This is a genomic window from Brachybacterium sp. GU-2, assembly GCF_030866705.2.
Classification (GTDB): domain Bacteria; phylum Actinomycetota; class Actinomycetes; order Actinomycetales; family Dermabacteraceae; genus Brachybacterium; species Brachybacterium conglomeratum.
The window spans coordinates 287,320-301,900 of sequence record NZ_CP133037.2; the positions used below are offsets into that span (position 1 = coordinate 287,320).

Consider the following 14,581-nt stretch of genomic DNA (forward strand, 5'->3'; position numbering starts at 1 on the left):
CAGCCCCGCGAGGGCCGCGCCCGACGGGCGCGGCGCCCGAGGGGAGCGCCCGCGACGGAATCCCCCGGCCGACGGGGCGCTCCGACCGCGGGACGGCCTCGGCCGATGGGCTCAGCTGCCGGCGTGGTGCTTGTCGTCCTTCTTCTTGCCCTTCCGCAGGGCCTTCTCCTCGCGATGGGCGAGCACCGCCGCGCCGATGATCCCGGCCTCGTTGCGCAGCTCGGCCGGCACGATCTCGGCCTCGAGGTCCAGCAGCGGCAGGAACTTCTGGTGCTTCTTCGAGACGCCGCCGCCGACGATGATGCGGGTGGGGCTGAAGAGGAACTCGATGTGGGAGAAGTACTCCTGGAGGCGACCGGCCCAGGTCTCCCAGTCCAGGTCCTCGCGCTCCTTGGCGGAGGAGGCCATGTACTTCTCGGCGTCGTCGCCGTGCAGGAGCACGTGGCCGAGCTCGGTGTTGGGCACCAGGCGGCCGTCGACGAAGGTCGCGCTGCCCACGCCGGTGCCGAGGGTGAACACCTGCACCACGCCGGAGCTCTTACGGCCCGCGCCGAACTCCATCTCGGCGATGCCGGCGGCGTCGGCGTCGTTGACCACGAACACGTCGTGGCCGGTGCGCTCGGTGAACAGGGCGTCCACGTCGGTGCCGATCCAGGACTTGTCCACGTTCGCGGCGGTCTTCGCCACGCCCTCCTGGATCACGGCCGGGAAGGTGACGCCGACGGGCATGTCCTCGGGGATGTCGAAGGAGCCGAGGAGCTCGGCGACGGTGTCCGCCACGGCCTCGGGGGTCGAGGGCTGCGGGGTCGGGATCCGCACCCGGTCGGCGGAGAGCTCGCCTTTGCCGAGGTGGACGGGCGCTCCCTTGATGCCGCTGCCGCCGATGTCGATCCCGAAGGCCTTCTTGCTCATCGTCTCTCCTTGGTCGTGCGATGCGGGAAGGCCCCGCCCGGTGCCGGGGCGCCGCCCTCGGCACCCTCTCTCGGGCGCCCACGATACCCGGGCTGCGCAGGCACGCGACGGGGACGTCCGAGGACGGCCCCGCACGGCCGCCGGACTCCCGCGGAGGTCGCGGCGAGCGGTCCGCGGGGTCCGGGAACGGACCGGTCTCAGACGACGGTGAGGAGCTCGGGGCCCGCGTCGGTGATGAGCATGGTGTGCTCGAACTGGGCCGAGTAGGAGCCGTCGCGGGTGACGACCGTCCAACCGTCGTCCCACTGGTCCCAGGCCTGCGAGCCGAGCGTCACCATCGGCTCGATGGTGAAGGTCATGTTCTCCTCGATGACGTCGTCGAACATCGGCGCGGAGTCGTAGTGGGGGATGACCAGCCCGTTGTGGAAGCCCTCGGCGACGCCGTGGCCGGTGTAGTCGCGCACCGACTCCATGCCGTGGCGGGAGACGAACTTCTCGATGACGCGGCCGATCACGTTGACCTCGCGGCCGGGCCGGGCCGCCTTGATCCCGCGCAGCATCGCGTCGTGGGCGACCTCGACCAGCTCCTGGGCGCGCGGGGCGACGTCGCCGACGAGGAAGGTCGCGTTGCAGTCGCCGTGGACGCCGTGCAGGAAGGCGGTGACGTCGACGTTGAGGATGTCGCCGGACTCCATCACGGTCGAGTCGGGGATGCCGTGGCAGATGACCTCGTTCAGGCTCGTGCAGCAGGACTTCTCGAAGCCGAGATAGCCGAGCGTGGAGGGGTAGGCACCGTTCTCTAGCAGCACGTCGTGGACCACCGCGTCGATGTGGTCGGTGGTGACGCCCGGCTGCGCGGCCTCGCCGGCGGCCTGGAGGGCGAGCGCCGCGACGCGGGAGGCCTCGCGCACGCGGGCGATCACGTCGGCGCTCTGCACGAACGGACCCGTGTCCGAGACCGCCTCGTCCTTGCCCACGTACTCGGGGCGCTCGATGTGCGCGGGCACGGGCCGACGGGGGCTGAGGGTTCCGGGCACCAGCAGCGCGCGCCCCTCGGGACGGATCCAATCCTGCTCTACAGTCATGTCCACCAGTCTCTCACCGACAGCGAAGGAGACCGACGTGACCGAGGGCACGCAGTACTACTACAACCTGAGCACCGGCACGGTCGAGGAGGGGGCGCAGTCCCCGGCCACCGAGCGGATGGGCCCCTACGCCACGCGCGAGGAGGCCGAGCGCGCGCTGAGCACCGCCGCGCAGCGCAACCAGGAGTGGGAGGAGGACGACAAGCAGTGGGAGGAGGGCTGAGCCGTCGTGCACGAGGGCTGACCGCACCCGCGTGAGGGCCGGCCGCACCCGCGCGGGCGGCCGGCCCGTCGGCCCCGTCAGTCGAAGGAGTGCTCTGCCCCCGGGTAGCTGCGCTCCTCGACCTCGGCGCGATAGGCGGTCGCGGCGCCGAGCAGCTCGCCGCGCAGGTCCGCGAAGGCCTTGACGAACTTGCCCCGGAAGCCGGACAGGCCCGCCATGTCCTGCCACACGAGCACCTGGCCGTCGCAGCCGGCCCCGGCGCCGATCCCGATCGTGGGCACCCGCAGCGCGGCGGTGACCTCGGCGGCGACGCGGGCCGGCACGAGCTCGAGCACCATCGCGCTGACCCCGGCCTCCTGGATCGCGAGCGCGTCGGCGAGCATCTTCTTCGCCGCCTGCTCGTCGCGGCCCTGGACCCGGTGCCCGGAGTGGGCGTTGACGGACTGGGGCGTGAAGCCGAGGTGCCCGATCACGGGGATGCCCGCGGCGACGAGCGCCTCGATCTGGGGGACGACCTCGGCGCCGCCCTCGAGCTTGACCGCCTCGGCGCCCGCGCGCACCAGCTCGATGCCGTGCAGCACCGCATCCCGCGGCGCGGTCTCGTAGGTGCCGAAGGCGAGGTCGGCGACGATCAGCGGGCGGGTGACGCTGCGGGCGACGGCCGCGGTGAACACGAGCATGTCCGCATGCGTGGTCGCGGTGGTCGAGGAGTGGCCGAGCACGGTGGTGCCCACGGAGTCGCCGATCAGCAGGGTCTCGATCCCGGCCTCCTCGAAGACGCGGGCGGAGAACTGGTCGTAGGCGGTCAGCATCGCGAACGGGCGGCCCTGCTCCTTGGCCTGCTGGAGGTGGCGCAGTCGGATCTTCGCCGGAGCGGCAGGGACGGCGGCGGGGGACTCAGTGCTCACAGCGGGCTCCTGGACGGGGACGGGGATCCGGCGCTCCAGCCTAGCGCCGTCCGCGTTGCCCCGGGGCACCCGGTTCCCGCCGGTCAGGTGCGGTGCGTGCCCGGCGTGTGCCACCCTTGGAGCGTCGTGCGCAGACGTCGCCGAGAAGAGGTCACCATGGAACCGCATCCCCTGCGCGGCCCCGTCCGTCGGATCGCCGCCTGCGCCTTCGCCCTCGCTCTCGCGCTCGGCACCGCCGCCTGCACCGGCGGGGACGACGAGCAGCCCGCCCCGGAGACCCCCAGCGCGACGCCGAGCGCCTCGGCCGACGCCGCCCCGGAGGCGAGCGACGGCGCCGAGGTCACCGACGCGGATCTCTCCGCGGCGACCGACCGGTTCCTCGGCTTCCTCGGCGTGATCGACGACCAGGACTGGGAGGCCGCCTGCGCCTACGTGCTCGACCCGGGCACCGGCGCCGCCCCCGAGGGCGAGCGCCTGCAGCAGTGCGCCGACGGGGCGCGCGGCGCCATGGCGGACTACGAGGAGATGCTGGATCCGGGGGTGTTCGACCAGCTGGACGCCTCGATGGTCCAGGCCGAGCCCGCCGCCGACGGCACCATCTCGCTGAGCCTGCTCGAGCAGCCGGTGGAGATCCCGATGACACGCGGCGACGACGGGCAGTGGTACCTCTCGATCCCCTTCTGAGCAGCGCCCGCCGCGACGTGCGGGCCGGCTCCTGGGACATGGGGAGTACTCCCCAGCGACAGGGCCGCCCCTGCCGTGTCACTCTTCTGGTGTCCGGGGATCGTCCCCGGACGTTGACGGAGGACACGATCATGAACTCGATCATGCGCAGGACCGTCAGGGGAACGGCCACCGGGCTGGGTGCCCTCGCGCTCATCGCAGGGGCGTCCGCCTGCGGCGCGATCGGAGATCTCACCGGGGGAGGCGAGGGCGGCGACGACCCCTCGGCCGAGCAGCCCGCCGACGAGGAAGACGGCGGGGAGTCCGAGGGAGGCGAGCCCGAGGGCGCGGAGTCGGAGGGATCCGCCGAGGACGGCGAGAGCTCCGAGGGTGACGGGGCCTCGACCGACGAGGGCTCCGACGAGTCCGAGGACGCCGAGGGCGATGGCGCCGGCGGCGACAACTCCGCGGGCGGGGACGAGGCCGCGGGCCCGATCTCCGAGGAGGAGCTCACCACGGCGGGGGACCGGTTCTACGCCTTCTTCGAGGCGATCGGCGCCCAGGATCCCGAGGGTGCCTGCCGCCTGGTGATCGATTACGACACCGGCGAGCCCGCCGAGAGCGACGGCCTGCAGACCTGCGTGGACAGCTTCGACGAGGAGTTCGGCGGGGACTTCGACCCGTCGGCCGTCGATGCCATCGAGCGTTCGATGATCGGCGCCGAGGACAACGGCGACGGACGCGCTTCCATCACGATGCTGGACGAGCCCGCCGACATGTACATGAAGAAGGCCGACGACGGCCAGTGGTACATCGAGGCCGACGCCCCGTTCTGAGCCGACCGCAGCGGCGCACGCTCCGACGGTCCGCGGACGACGGGACGCCCCGACTCCTCCCGCGGAGCCGGGGCGTCGCTCATTGCGCCCCTCCGCCTGGGGAACCGCTGGTGACCCGCCCGGTGTCGGGACGCACGACGAGCCCCGCTCCTGAGGCAGACTTACCCCATGGGACATCTCCATGACGACGTCATCCGCACCGTCTCCGACAAGGACGTGCGGTTCATCCGGCTGTGGTTCAGTGACATCGTGGGGACGCTGAAGTCCATCGCGATCTCGCCGGCGGACCTCGAGATCGCCTTCACCGAGGGCATCGGCATCGACGGCTCCACGATCGAGGGCCTCACCCGCAGCTACGAGTCCGACATGATCCTGCGCCCGGACCCTGCGACCTTCGAGCTGCTGGCCTGGCGCGGCGAGACCAACGCGACCGGACGCATGATGTGCGACGTCCTCACCCCCGACGGCGAGCCCGCGGCCTCCGATCCGCGCCGCGTGCTGAAGGACGCCCTCGCCCGCGCGGAGGAGAAGGGGCTGGAGTTCTTCACCCACCCCGAGATCGAGTTCTACCTCTTCGAGCAGCCCTACGAGGAGGGCTCCCCGCTGCGGCCGGTGGACCACGCCGGCTACTTCGACCACGTCCACCGCGGCCAGGGCCAGGACTTCCGCCGGGCTGCCATCCAGCACCTGGAGGCGATGAACATCCAGGTCGAGTTCTCCCACCACGAGAACGGTCCGGGCCAGAACGAGATCGACCTGCGCTACGCCGACGCGCTCACCACGGCCGACAACATCGTCACCCTCCGCACCGTGGTCAAGGAGGTCGCGCTGTCGCTGGGGCAGGTCGCCTCCTTCATGCCCAAGCCGATGATCGACCAGCCCGGCTCCGGCATGCACACCCACCTCTCCCTCTTCCAGGGCGGGAAGAACGCCTTCCACGAGCCGGGCGCCGAGTACGGCCTCTCCCGCACCGGTCGCCAGTTCATCGCCGGACTGCTGCGCCACGCCCCCGAGTACGTGGCGGTGACGAACCAGTGGGTGAACTCCTTCAAGCGTCTCTGGGGCGCGCAGGAGGCGCCGAGCTACATCTGCTGGGGCCATAACAATCGCTCCGCGCTGGTGCGCGTCCCCTTCCACAAGCCCACCAAGACCACCTCCTCCCGGGTCGAGTTCCGAGGGCTGGATTCCTCGGCGAATCCCTATCTCGCCTTCGCCGTGCTGCTCGCCGCCGGGATGGCCGGGGTCGAGGGCGGCTACGAGCTGCCCGAGGGCGCTGAGGACGCAGTATGGGAGCTCACCGAGCGGGAGCGCCGCGCGATGGGCATCGAGCCGCTGCCCACCGACCTGTTCCGCGCCCTGGAGGTTTTCGAGGGCTCCGAGCTGATGGCGGACACGCTCGGCGAGCAGGTCTTCGAGTACTTCCTCCGCGACAAGCGCGAGGAGTGGCACCGCTATCGCGAACAGGTGACCGACCACGAGCTCCGCTCGACCTTCAGCCGTGTCTGACGGGGACGCCGTGAACGCCGCGCCACCGCCCGAGAAGCACGGCTCTCAGCAGGAGCACGCACCGACGTCACAGACCGTGCCGTCGTCGAAGTCCGCACCGCCCGAGCAGCCCGGTGCCAGCGAGGAGCCGGCGACCACCACCGGCGCCCTCGCCCGCCTCGGCTTCAGCCGCACCGACCGCGTCAGCCGCTTCCTCTCCGAACCGGCGCTGCGCGGCCTCGGCGACGGCGCCGCGGAGGCCCTCGGCGCGACGGCCGACGGGGACGACGCGGTGCTGGGCCTGCTGCGCCTGGCGGAGTCCGCCCGGGAGGCCGGCCAGGACGCCCTGCTCGAGGAGTTCCTCGCCGGGGTGGGCACCGCCGGCACCCCCGGACACCGGCTGATACGCCTGCTCGGCGTCTCGGTCGCGCTCGGCGACGTGCTCGCCCGCCACCCCGAGAGGCTCGAGCTCCTGCGCGAGGGGGACGACGAGCTCGCGGTCCCCGCCGCCGCGGTGCGCAAGGCGCTGCTCGAGGCCGTCGGCGCCGATCCGTCGGCCGAGGTGCCCGTGGCGGGCTCCGGCGGCCGCGAGGAGAGGGACGCGCTGCGCGCCGCCTACCACCTGCGCCTGGCCCAGATCGCCGCGGCCGACGCCGTCGCCGCCGACCCCGCCGCCCTCCAGCCCCGCGTCTCCGCCGCGATCAGCGACCTCGCCGACGCCGCCCTCGAAGCGGCCTCCGCGATCGCCCGCGCCACCGTCGAGGGGCACGAGCAGGTGCGCTGGTCCGTGATCGCGATGGGCAAGACCGGTGCGCGGGAGCTCAACTACATCTCCGACGTCGACGTCATGCACGTCGTCGCCCCCGCGCACGATGGCTACGAGGAGGAGGACGTGATCACGATCGGGGCCGCGCTGGCGAGGGAGCTCGCCCGCGCCTGCTCCGAGCGCACCGCCGAGGGATCGCTGTGGCAGGTGGACGCGAACCTGCGCCCCGAGGGCAAGGACGGACCGCTGGTGCGCACCCTGGACTCCTACCGCCGCTATTACACCGAATGGGCGAAGTCCTGGGAGTTTCAGGCGCTGCTGAAGGCCCGCGCCGCCGCCGGCGACCGCGAGCTCGGCGCCGCCTACGAGGAGATGGTTGCGCCGTGGGTGTGGAAGGCCTCCACCCGCGAGGGCTTCGTCGAGGACACCCGGGCGATGCGCCGCCGCGTCGTCGCCCACATCCCGCGAGCCGAGGTGGACCGGAACATCAAGCTCGGCCCCGGCGGACTGCGGGACGTCGAGTTCACCGTCCAGCTGCTGCAGCTGGTGCACGGGCGCGCCGACGAGCAGCTCCAGGGCCGCTCCACTCTCGACTCCCTCGCTCGGCTCGGCGAAGGCGGCTACATCTCCCGCACCCACGTCGCCGAGATGGACGAGGCCTACCGCTTCCTGCGCTGCGTCGAGCACCGCCTCCAGCTGCACCGCCTGCGCCGCACCCAGGTGCTGCCCACCGCCGCCTCGGACCTGCGCCGCCTCTCGCGCAGCATGGGCCTCGGCACCGACGAGTTCGCGGGGCGCTACCAGCGCACCCGGCGACGCGTCCGCCAGCTGCACGAGGAGATCTTCTACCGGCCGCTGCTGCTGACTGCCTCGCAGCTGTCCGACGGGGAGATCGCGCTGAGCGCCGAGGACGCCCAGGCGCGCCTGGCCGCGATCGGCTATCGCGACCCCGGCCGGGCGCTCGCGCACATCTCCTCCCTCACCGAGGGGATCTCCCGACGCGCCAGGATCCAGCGTCAGCTGCTCCCGGCGATGCTCGAATGGTTCGCCGACGGGATCGACCCGGACCTGGGGCTGCTCGCCTTCCGCCGCCTCTCCGACGAGATCGGCTCCGCCCACTGGTACATGGGGCTGCTGCGCGACTCCGGGCTCGCCGCGAAGCGTCTGACGAAAGTGCTGGCGGCGAGCAGGTACGTCGGCGAGGAGCTCGAGCGAATCCCGGAGGCGGTGCGCTGGCTGGCCCGCGACGAGCAGCTGCGGCCCCTGTCCCGCGAGGTGCTGGGCCGGGAGTTCCTCGCCGTGATCACCCGCGTGGGCACCGTCGAGGAGGCGCGGGACGTGCTGCGCCGCACCCGCAGCCGCGAGCTGCTGCGGATCGCGCTCGCCCATCTCACTGACGTCGCCTCCGCCGCGGACGTCGCCTGTGCCCTCACCGACCTCGCCGAGGCGGTGCTCGAGGCCGGGCTGCTGGTCGCCTATCACGTCGTGGCCCGCGAGCGGAAGGTCGTCGGCGAGGAGGCCGAGCCGCTGGACGGCGTCGACGAGGTCGACGAGACCACCGCGCAGGAGCTGCGCGAGCGACGCTCGGATCCCGCGCGGGCGCTCGGCGTGGAGCTGGCGATCATCGCCCAGGGCAGCTTCGGCGCCCGGGAGATGGGCTACTCGTCCGACGCGGACGTGCAGTTCATCGCCGTGGACCGGGGCGCCGGCCGCGACACCGTCGAGATCACGAACGCCGTCGCCACCCAGATCCAGAAGATCCTCAACGCCCCCGTCGCCCGCTCCGACATGAAGGTCAGCGCGGACCTGCGCCCCGAGGGGAAGGTCGGCCCGCTCGCCCGCACCGCCGAGTCCTGGATCGACTACCTCCGGCGGGATGCCGAGACCTGGGAGAAGCAGGCGCTGCTGCGGGCCCGCGTGGTCGTCTCCTCCGAGGCCCTCGGCGAGCGGCTGACCGGGGAGATGGACCGCCACCGCTATCCGGACGGCGGTCTGGAGGAGCAGGACCGTCGGGCGATCACGCGCATGAAGGCGCGGGTGGAGTCCGAGCGCCTGCCCCGCAACGCCGACCCCGCCCGGCATCTCAAGCTCGGACGCGGCGGGATGACCGACGTCGAATGGTGCACGCAGCTGCTCGCCCTCGAGCACGGCCACGAGGTCGAGGGCCTGCGCACCACCTCGACCCTCGCCCAGCTCGAGGCCGCGGTCGCGGCCGAGCTGCTCGAGGGGCGCGAGGCCGAGGAGCTGCGAGCCGCCTGGACGCTCGCCTGGCAGCTGCGGCGCGGGCTGTTCCTGTGGAAGGGGCGCGAGGGGGAGGTGCTCCCCAGCGATCGCAACGACCTGCGGGCGCTGGCCCTGCTGATCGACGGCGAGGACGCCACCGCATCGGAGCTCGAGGACCGCTATCTCAAGGTCACCCGCCGCTCCCGCGCCCTCGCCGAGCAGATCATCTTCGGCGAGACCTGCTGAGCCCTCCCGCTGACGTGAGACGCGCCCGCCCCCGGCGCGTCGGCCCTGCCCCGGACAGGCACGGGGCGGCCGAGCTTGTACCGTGGGAGGCTGTCCGCCCGCGTCGCCCCGCGCGACCCCCGCACCCCTCCGAGGACCGATGACCACCCCCTCCCTGAGCGCTGACACCCCGCGCGGCCGCATGTACCGCCTCGAGCCCGAGGGCCCGCTGATGTACCCCTCGATCACCACCGTGGCGGGGATGCGCGCCAAGGACTTCCTGCAGGGCTGGTACGCGACCATGGCCTCGAAGAGGGCGCTGGACATGTACGCCTGGCTCGAGCGGAACCCCGACCGCGCCGCCTCGGAGATCTCCCGCGTCACCCGCGACCGCTGGGGCACCCAGAAGAAGATCGCCGCGGCCGCGCCGGAGTACACCGCCGCCGCCTCGGACTTCGGCACCCTGGTCCACTCCGCCTGCGAGGACTGGGGCACCAGCGGCTCACGGCCCGACGCCGACCACATCGGCGGGATCATCGAGCGGATGCGCACCGGCTCCGGCGCCTTCGCCGCCGAGAAGGACCTCCGGGGCCTCGTCGCCCGTGCCGAGGTGCGACTGGACGGCTACGGCCGCTTCCTCGACGACTTCCAGCCCGAGTTCGTGGAGGTCGAGCAGACGGTCGTGAACCACTCCGTCGGCTACGCGGGCACCACCGATGCGATCGTGAGGATCGGGAACACTCTGCTCAGCGCCGACATCAAGACCTCGAAGAAGGTGCGCGGCGACTACGCGCTGCAGGGGGTAGCGGTGTGCCGTGCCGAGCTGCTGCTCGACGACGACGGCTCCACCCGCGAGATGCCGGAGCTGACCGGAGCGTTCATCATCCATCTCCCCGAGGCGGGCGGCTACCAGGCTGTGCCGCTGAGGACGGGGGAGGAGGAGTTCGAGGTGTTCCGGGCGCTGCGCGCGGCGTGGTCCTTCGAGCCCGACGAGTGCGCGCTCGAGCCCGCCGCCGACCCCAAGGGCCTCGTGCTCTCGCTGCTGCGCACCAAGGGCGGGCTCGACGCCCTGGGCTGAGCACTTCACGCCCTCCGCCGCCGCGCGCCGGTCCCTTCGGGGCCGGCGCGCTCGCATCTCCGGGCGAAGAATCCCTTGCCCCGCATTGAACACACGTATAGCGTGTTGAACGTCAGTTCAGCACAGGGCCTGCGCGCTCCCGCAGAGCGGGCCCGATGCCCGAGGAGAGCCGCATGGCAGAGTCCGCCCCCGCCGACGAGCGGATTCTCCAGGCCGCGATGCGACGCTTCGCCGTCGACGGCCTGGGCGCCCCGCTGCGCGCCGTCGCACAGGATGCCGGGGTCAGCGCGGGCCTGATCATCCACCACTTCGGCTCGCGCGAGAAGCTCCTCGAGGCCTGCGACCGGCGCGCCCTCGAGGTCACCCGGCAGCAGAAGAGGGCGGCGGTGACCGGTGGCGTGGGCACGATGCTCGCCCAGCTCGCCGCCGTGGAGCAGTACGCGCCCGAGACGGGCTACGTGCTGCGCCGCCTCCAGGCCGGCGGCCCGCTCGCCCAGCGGCTGATCGAGGACTTCATCGCCAATGCGAGGGACTACCACGAGGAGGGGGAGCGGGCAGGGGTGCTCAGCCCCAGCCGCGACCCCGAGGCGCGCGTGCGGGTGCTCGCGCACATGGCGCTCGGCTCCCTCGTGCTGCAGATGCCCGGCCAGGGGGCGCCGATGGACCTGGAGGACCTCCCGCGGTGGATGCGCGAGTACACCGACTCGCTGACCCTGCCCCTGCTCGAGCTCTACACCACCCCGCTGCTCACCGATGCGAGCCTGCTGGACGCCTATCTCGCCGCACAGGGCGACGCGGGCACCGCGGCCGACGAGGGCGCGCACACCACCGACTCCACCTCACCGACCGACGGGAGCCCGACATGACCACCCCGGAACCTGCGGTCCACGTCCGCGACCTCACCAAGACCTTCGGCGCCACGAGGGCGCTGGACGGCTTCGACCTCACCGTGCCCCACGGCGAGGTGACCGGCTTCCTCGGCCCCAACGGCGCGGGCAAGTCCACCACCATCCGCGTGCTGCTGGGCCTGCTGCGGGCGAGCTCCGGGACGGCTCGCGTCCTGTGCAGGGACCCGTGGCGGGACGCGGTCGCGATCCACCACCGCCTCGCCTACGTCCCCGGCGACACGAACCTCTGGCCGGGCCTGACCGGCGGCGAGGCGATCGACGTGCTCACCCGCGGCGAGAGCGGGGAGCGCCACCGCCGCCGACGCGAGGAGCTGATCGAGCGCTTCGAACTCGACCCCGCCAAGCGCGCCCGCACCTACTCCAAGGGCAACCGCCAGAAGGTCGCGCTCGTCGCCGCGCTCTCCCGCGACGTGGACCTCTACATCATGGACGAGCCGACCTCCGGCCTCGATCCGCTGATGGAGGCGATCTTCACCGACGAGGTCGCCCGCCTGCGCGCCGCCGGCCGGACCGTGCTGCTCTCCAGCCACATCCTCGCCGAGGTCGAGAAGCTCTGCGACACCGTCACCATCATCCGCGCCGGGAAGGCCGTGGAGTCCGGCACCCTCGCCGATCTGCGCCACCTCACCCGCTCCACCGTCGCCGCGACGACCGACGCCGATCCTGCGCCGCTCACCCGGCTCGACGGGGTCCACGACCTCGTCGCCGAGAACGGGCGCCTCCGCTTCGACGTGGACGACCGGGCGCTGCACGACGTGCTGCCCGTGCTCACGGCCCTCGGCGTCACCGGTCTCACGATCACCCCGCCCTCCCTCGAGGACCTCTTCCTGCGCCACTACGGCGACGAGCTCGAGCCCGTGTCCGAGGACGCGGACGCGTCATGACCGCCGCGACCGCCGCCCCCACCCATCGCGGGCAGCGCCGCGCGGCCGGCCCGCTCACCGGGCTGCGCGCCCTGCTCCGTCTCCACCTCCGGCTCGCCCGGCGCGGCATCCTGATCTGGACCCTGGCCGTGCTCGTCCTGGTACCCGCCTCGATCTATGCGATGGAGGACGTCTACCCCGACCAGGCGGCGCTCGACGCCCGGGCGGCGCTGCTGGACAACCCCTCGGCCGTGATGATGACCGGCCCGTTCTGCGCCGCCGACCACTACACCTTCTGGGCGATGGTCGTCAACGAGCTGCTGCTCTACCTGCTCGTCCCGGCCGCGATCATGTCGATCCTGCTCACCGCCCGCCTCACCCGCGGCGAGGAGGAGTCCGGACGGCTCGAGCTGCTGCGCTCCCTGCCCACCGGCCGCCTCGCCCCGTCGGTCTCCGCCCTGCTGGTGATGGCGCTGGCGAACCTCGCCCTCGGCGCCGCGGTGGCCGCAGGGATGCTGATCGGCGGGGGAGAGACGGCGGACTCGCTGGCGCTCGGGCTCGCGACCGCCCTGACAGGACTGGTCTTCGGCGCGGTCACCGCGGTCACCGCCCAGCTCACCGAGCACGCCGGCACCGCCTCCGGCACGGCGCTGGGGATCCTGGCGCTCGCGTTCATGGTGCGCGGCATCGCGGACGTGATCGAACGCGACGGCTCGTGGCTGTCCTGGTTCTCGCCGCTCGCCTGGGCGCAGCAGACGCGCGCCTTCGTGGACCTGCGCTGGTGGCCCCTGCTCGTCTCCCTCGCCGCCGTCGCCGTGCTGCTGGTGATCGCCGGCCGGCTCTCGCACCGCCGCGACCTCGGGGCCGGGCTCCGCCCCGCGGCGGCCGGACGCGCCGCCGCGTCGGCGGCGCTGCTCGCCCCGGGCGGCCTCACCCGCCGGCTGGTCGGCGGGACCCATCTGGCCTGGGGCATCGGACTGTTCCTCTTCGCGCTCGCCTTCGGCTCCCTCGCCAGCTCGCTCACCGACTTCGCGGAGAACCTGCCGGACCTGGCCGGCGTGGCCCCGATCCGGCTCGACGACCTCACCGGCTCGTTCTCCGCTTTCGTGCTGATGATGCTCGCGATCGGCCCGGTCGCCCTCGCCGTCTCCGGGATGCTCCGGATGCGCACCGAGGAGACCGCGGGACGCCTCGCCGGCGTGCTCGTCGCCGGCACCTCCCGGGCGCGCCTGGCCGGCCAGTGGTTCCTGGTCGTGCTGCTGGGCACCGCCGCGATGCAGGTGCTGCTCGGCCTCGGCGTCGGGATCGGCGTGTGGAGCGCGACCGAGGACACGGCCTGGATCGGCGAGATGACCCTCGCCGCGCTCACCTATCTCCCCGCCGTCGCGCTGTATGCGGCGATCGCCCTCGCCCTCTACGGGCTCGGGTCCCGCATCGCCCCTCTCGCCTGGCTGCTCGTGGTGTACACCGCGCTGGTGACCTTCCTCGGTCAGATGCTGGGCCTGCCCGACTGGGCCATGGACCTCCCGCCCCTGCAGCACATCGCCCTGGTGCCCTCCGAGGATCTCGAGGCGATGCCGCTCGTGGTGATGGGCGTCGCCGCCGCGGTGCTGGCCCTGCTCGGACTCGCTCTGCTACGCCGCCGGGACCTCACCGCCGGTTGAGGGCCGGTGGTCGTCGGGGTGGCGGCGCCGGCCCCGGGCGGGGAGACTCGGGGCGAGCCCCGCGACGGCGCGGAGGCCGACGAGAGGAGCCGACGATGGCGAAGTACCTGATCTCCTTCCCCAGCAGCGCGATGAACCTGTCCGACGAGGAGCTCGCCGCCGCGTCCGAGGACTCCCATGCCGTGGTCCGCGAGGCGAAGGCCGCCGGGGTGTGGGTCTTCGGCGGCGGGATCGACGAGTCCGTGCCCCCGGTGATGGTCACCGGCAGCGGCAGCGTGCTGGTGACGACCTACGAGCAGACCCGCCGCATCGACGGCGGGTTCGCCGTGCTCGATCTCGCTACCCGCGAGGAGGCGCTGGAATGGGCGCGCCGGATCGCCGTCGCGTGCCGCTGCGCCCAGGAGGTGCGGGTGTTCGGGGACGACCCGGAGAGCTGAGCCGCACCGCCTCGACGGCGAGCGTGCGCGACGCGCCGGAATCCGCCATGAGCAGGAGCTCAGGCAGGCGCAAAGTGACCGTCTCCACGATCTCGCCAGGCCGCACGAGGGCCCGCACCCTCTTCGAGGCCGCCTCGGCGGCCGACGTCGAGCTCGAGCGCGGCACCGTCTACGCCACCACCGGCGTGTTCGGGGCGGACGGTGCTCCCGGACACGGCGCTGTCGTCTCGTACCAGTACCGCTCCAGCCGCTGAGGCCGCCCGGAGCACCGACGCGGAGACCCCCGCCTCGCCGGACGGCGGGAC

14 protein-coding genes are annotated in these 14,581 nt (G+C 72.8%); 11 read left to right on the forward strand and 3 right to left on the reverse strand.

All coding sequences use genetic code 11. The annotated features are described in order from the left end of the window. Positions 1 to 111: 111 nt before the first annotated feature. Together ppgK and map are read right to left on the reverse strand one after the other, a co-directional pair. Positions 112 to 912: a polyphosphate--glucose phosphotransferase gene (ppgK, locus tag RBL05_RS01400; protein WP_308740859.1), complete on the reverse strand. Its 801-nt coding sequence runs from the start codon at positions 910 to 912 to the stop codon at positions 112 to 114. 197 nt (positions 913 to 1,109) lie between these two features. Further along, on the reverse strand, positions 1,110 to 1,997 hold the full coding sequence (gene map, locus RBL05_RS01405) for a type I methionyl aminopeptidase (protein ID WP_308740858.1): 888 nt from the start codon (positions 1,995 to 1,997) through the stop codon (positions 1,110 to 1,112). A 37-nt stretch (positions 1,998 to 2,034) separates the two neighbouring features. Between map and RBL05_RS01410 the strand changes: the two genes are divergently transcribed. Continuing rightward, positions 2,035 to 2,220 carry an SPOR domain-containing protein gene (locus RBL05_RS01410; protein ID WP_308740857.1) on the forward strand — a complete coding sequence of 62 codons (186 nt, stop codon included), beginning with the start codon at positions 2,035 to 2,037 and terminating at the stop codon, positions 2,218 to 2,220. 77 nt (positions 2,221 to 2,297) lie between these two features. On the opposite strand, the gene panB is transcribed toward RBL05_RS01410, so the two are convergent. Next, entirely contained in the window at positions 2,298 to 3,128 is an 831-nt protein-coding gene (panB, locus tag RBL05_RS01415) for a 3-methyl-2-oxobutanoate hydroxymethyltransferase (RefSeq protein WP_308740856.1), read from the reverse strand. A 156-nt stretch (positions 3,129 to 3,284) separates the two neighbouring features. Here panB and RBL05_RS01420 point away from each other — a divergent pair, with 156 nt between their 5' ends. From RBL05_RS01420 to RBL05_RS01465, 10 genes are all read left to right on the forward strand, one after another. Next, complete coding sequence (locus tag RBL05_RS01420) at positions 3,285 to 3,812, forward strand: hypothetical protein (protein WP_308740855.1); 528 nt, start codon at positions 3,285 to 3,287, stop codon at positions 3,810 to 3,812. Between the two features lie 131 nt (positions 3,813 to 3,943). Then, positions 3,944 to 4,627, forward strand: a complete 684-nt coding sequence (locus RBL05_RS01425; protein ID WP_308740854.1) for a hypothetical protein — start codon at positions 3,944 to 3,946, stop codon at positions 4,625 to 4,627. A 168-nt stretch (positions 4,628 to 4,795) separates the two neighbouring features. Beyond that, positions 4,796 to 6,133 carry a glutamine synthetase family protein gene (locus tag RBL05_RS01430; RefSeq protein WP_308740853.1) on the forward strand — a complete coding sequence of 446 codons (1,338 nt, stop codon included), beginning with the start codon at positions 4,796 to 4,798 and terminating at the stop codon, positions 6,131 to 6,133. Next, on the forward strand, positions 6,126 to 9,347 hold the full coding sequence (locus RBL05_RS01435; RefSeq protein WP_308740852.1) for a bifunctional [glutamine synthetase] adenylyltransferase/[glutamine synthetase]-adenylyl-L-tyrosine phosphorylase: 3,222 nt from the start codon (positions 6,126 to 6,128) through the stop codon (positions 9,345 to 9,347). Before RBL05_RS01430 ends, RBL05_RS01435 begins: the two co-directional genes overlap by 8 nt. Before the next feature lie 139 nt (positions 9,348 to 9,486). Beyond that, on the forward strand, positions 9,487 to 10,404 hold the full coding sequence (locus tag RBL05_RS01440) for a PD-(D/E)XK nuclease family protein (protein ID WP_318603998.1): 918 nt from the start codon (positions 9,487 to 9,489) through the stop codon (positions 10,402 to 10,404). A 173-nt stretch (positions 10,405 to 10,577) separates the two neighbouring features. Further along, positions 10,578 to 11,270, forward strand: a complete 693-nt coding sequence (locus RBL05_RS01445) for a TetR/AcrR family transcriptional regulator (protein WP_318604001.1) — start codon at positions 10,578 to 10,580, stop codon at positions 11,268 to 11,270. Beyond that, positions 11,267 to 12,196: an ABC transporter ATP-binding protein gene (locus RBL05_RS01450; protein ID WP_308740848.1), complete on the forward strand. Its 930-nt coding sequence runs from the start codon at positions 11,267 to 11,269 to the stop codon at positions 12,194 to 12,196. The genes RBL05_RS01445 and RBL05_RS01450 overlap by 4 nt, the downstream gene beginning before the upstream one ends. Beyond that, a complete protein-coding gene (locus RBL05_RS01455; protein WP_308740847.1) occupies positions 12,193 to 13,839 on the forward strand; it encodes an ABC transporter permease in 1,647 nt (548 codons plus the stop codon). The genes RBL05_RS01450 and RBL05_RS01455 overlap by 4 nt, the downstream gene beginning before the upstream one ends. 95 nt (positions 13,840 to 13,934) lie before the next feature. Beyond that, the gene (locus RBL05_RS01460) at positions 13,935 to 14,276 is read left to right on the forward strand and encodes a YciI family protein (protein WP_308740846.1); all 342 of its coding nucleotides are present in this window, start codon (positions 13,935 to 13,937) and stop codon (positions 14,274 to 14,276) included. Between the two features lie 47 nt (positions 14,277 to 14,323). Beyond that, positions 14,324 to 14,530 carry a hypothetical protein gene (locus RBL05_RS01465; RefSeq protein ID WP_308740845.1) on the forward strand — a complete coding sequence of 69 codons (207 nt, stop codon included), beginning with the start codon at positions 14,324 to 14,326 and terminating at the stop codon, positions 14,528 to 14,530. The last annotated feature ends 51 nt before the right edge of the window (positions 14,531 to 14,581 follow it).

What these genes read in the sequence shown, in the direction of transcription:
- ppgK (WP_308740859.1), bottom strand. Translation starts at nt 912, where the DNA reads ATGAGCAAGAAGGCCTTCGGGATCGACATCGGCGGCAGCGGCATCAAG.
- map (WP_308740858.1), bottom strand. Translation starts at nt 1,997, where the DNA reads ATGACTGTAGAGCAGGATTGGATCCGTCCCGAGGGGCGCGCGCTGCTG.
- RBL05_RS01420 (WP_308740855.1), top strand. Translation starts at nt 3,285, where the DNA reads ATGGAACCGCATCCCCTGCGCGGCCCCGTCCGTCGGATCGCCGCCTGC.
- RBL05_RS01425 (WP_308740854.1), top strand. Translation starts at nt 3,944, where the DNA reads ATGAACTCGATCATGCGCAGGACCGTCAGGGGAACGGCCACCGGGCTG.
- RBL05_RS01430 (WP_308740853.1), top strand. Translation starts at nt 4,796, where the DNA reads ATGGGACATCTCCATGACGACGTCATCCGCACCGTCTCCGACAAGGAC.
- RBL05_RS01440 (WP_318603998.1), top strand. Translation starts at nt 9,487, where the DNA reads ATGACCACCCCCTCCCTGAGCGCTGACACCCCGCGCGGCCGCATGTAC.
- RBL05_RS01445 (WP_318604001.1), top strand. Translation starts at nt 10,578, where the DNA reads ATGGCAGAGTCCGCCCCCGCCGACGAGCGGATTCTCCAGGCCGCGATG.
- RBL05_RS01450 (WP_308740848.1), top strand. Translation starts at nt 11,267, where the DNA reads ATGACCACCCCGGAACCTGCGGTCCACGTCCGCGACCTCACCAAGACC.
- RBL05_RS01455 (WP_308740847.1), top strand. Translation starts at nt 12,193, where the DNA reads ATGACCGCCGCGACCGCCGCCCCCACCCATCGCGGGCAGCGCCGCGCG.
- RBL05_RS01460 (WP_308740846.1), top strand. Translation starts at nt 13,935, where the DNA reads ATGGCGAAGTACCTGATCTCCTTCCCCAGCAGCGCGATGAACCTGTCC.
- RBL05_RS01465 (WP_308740845.1), top strand. Translation starts at nt 14,324, where the DNA reads ATGAGCAGGAGCTCAGGCAGGCGCAAAGTGACCGTCTCCACGATCTCG.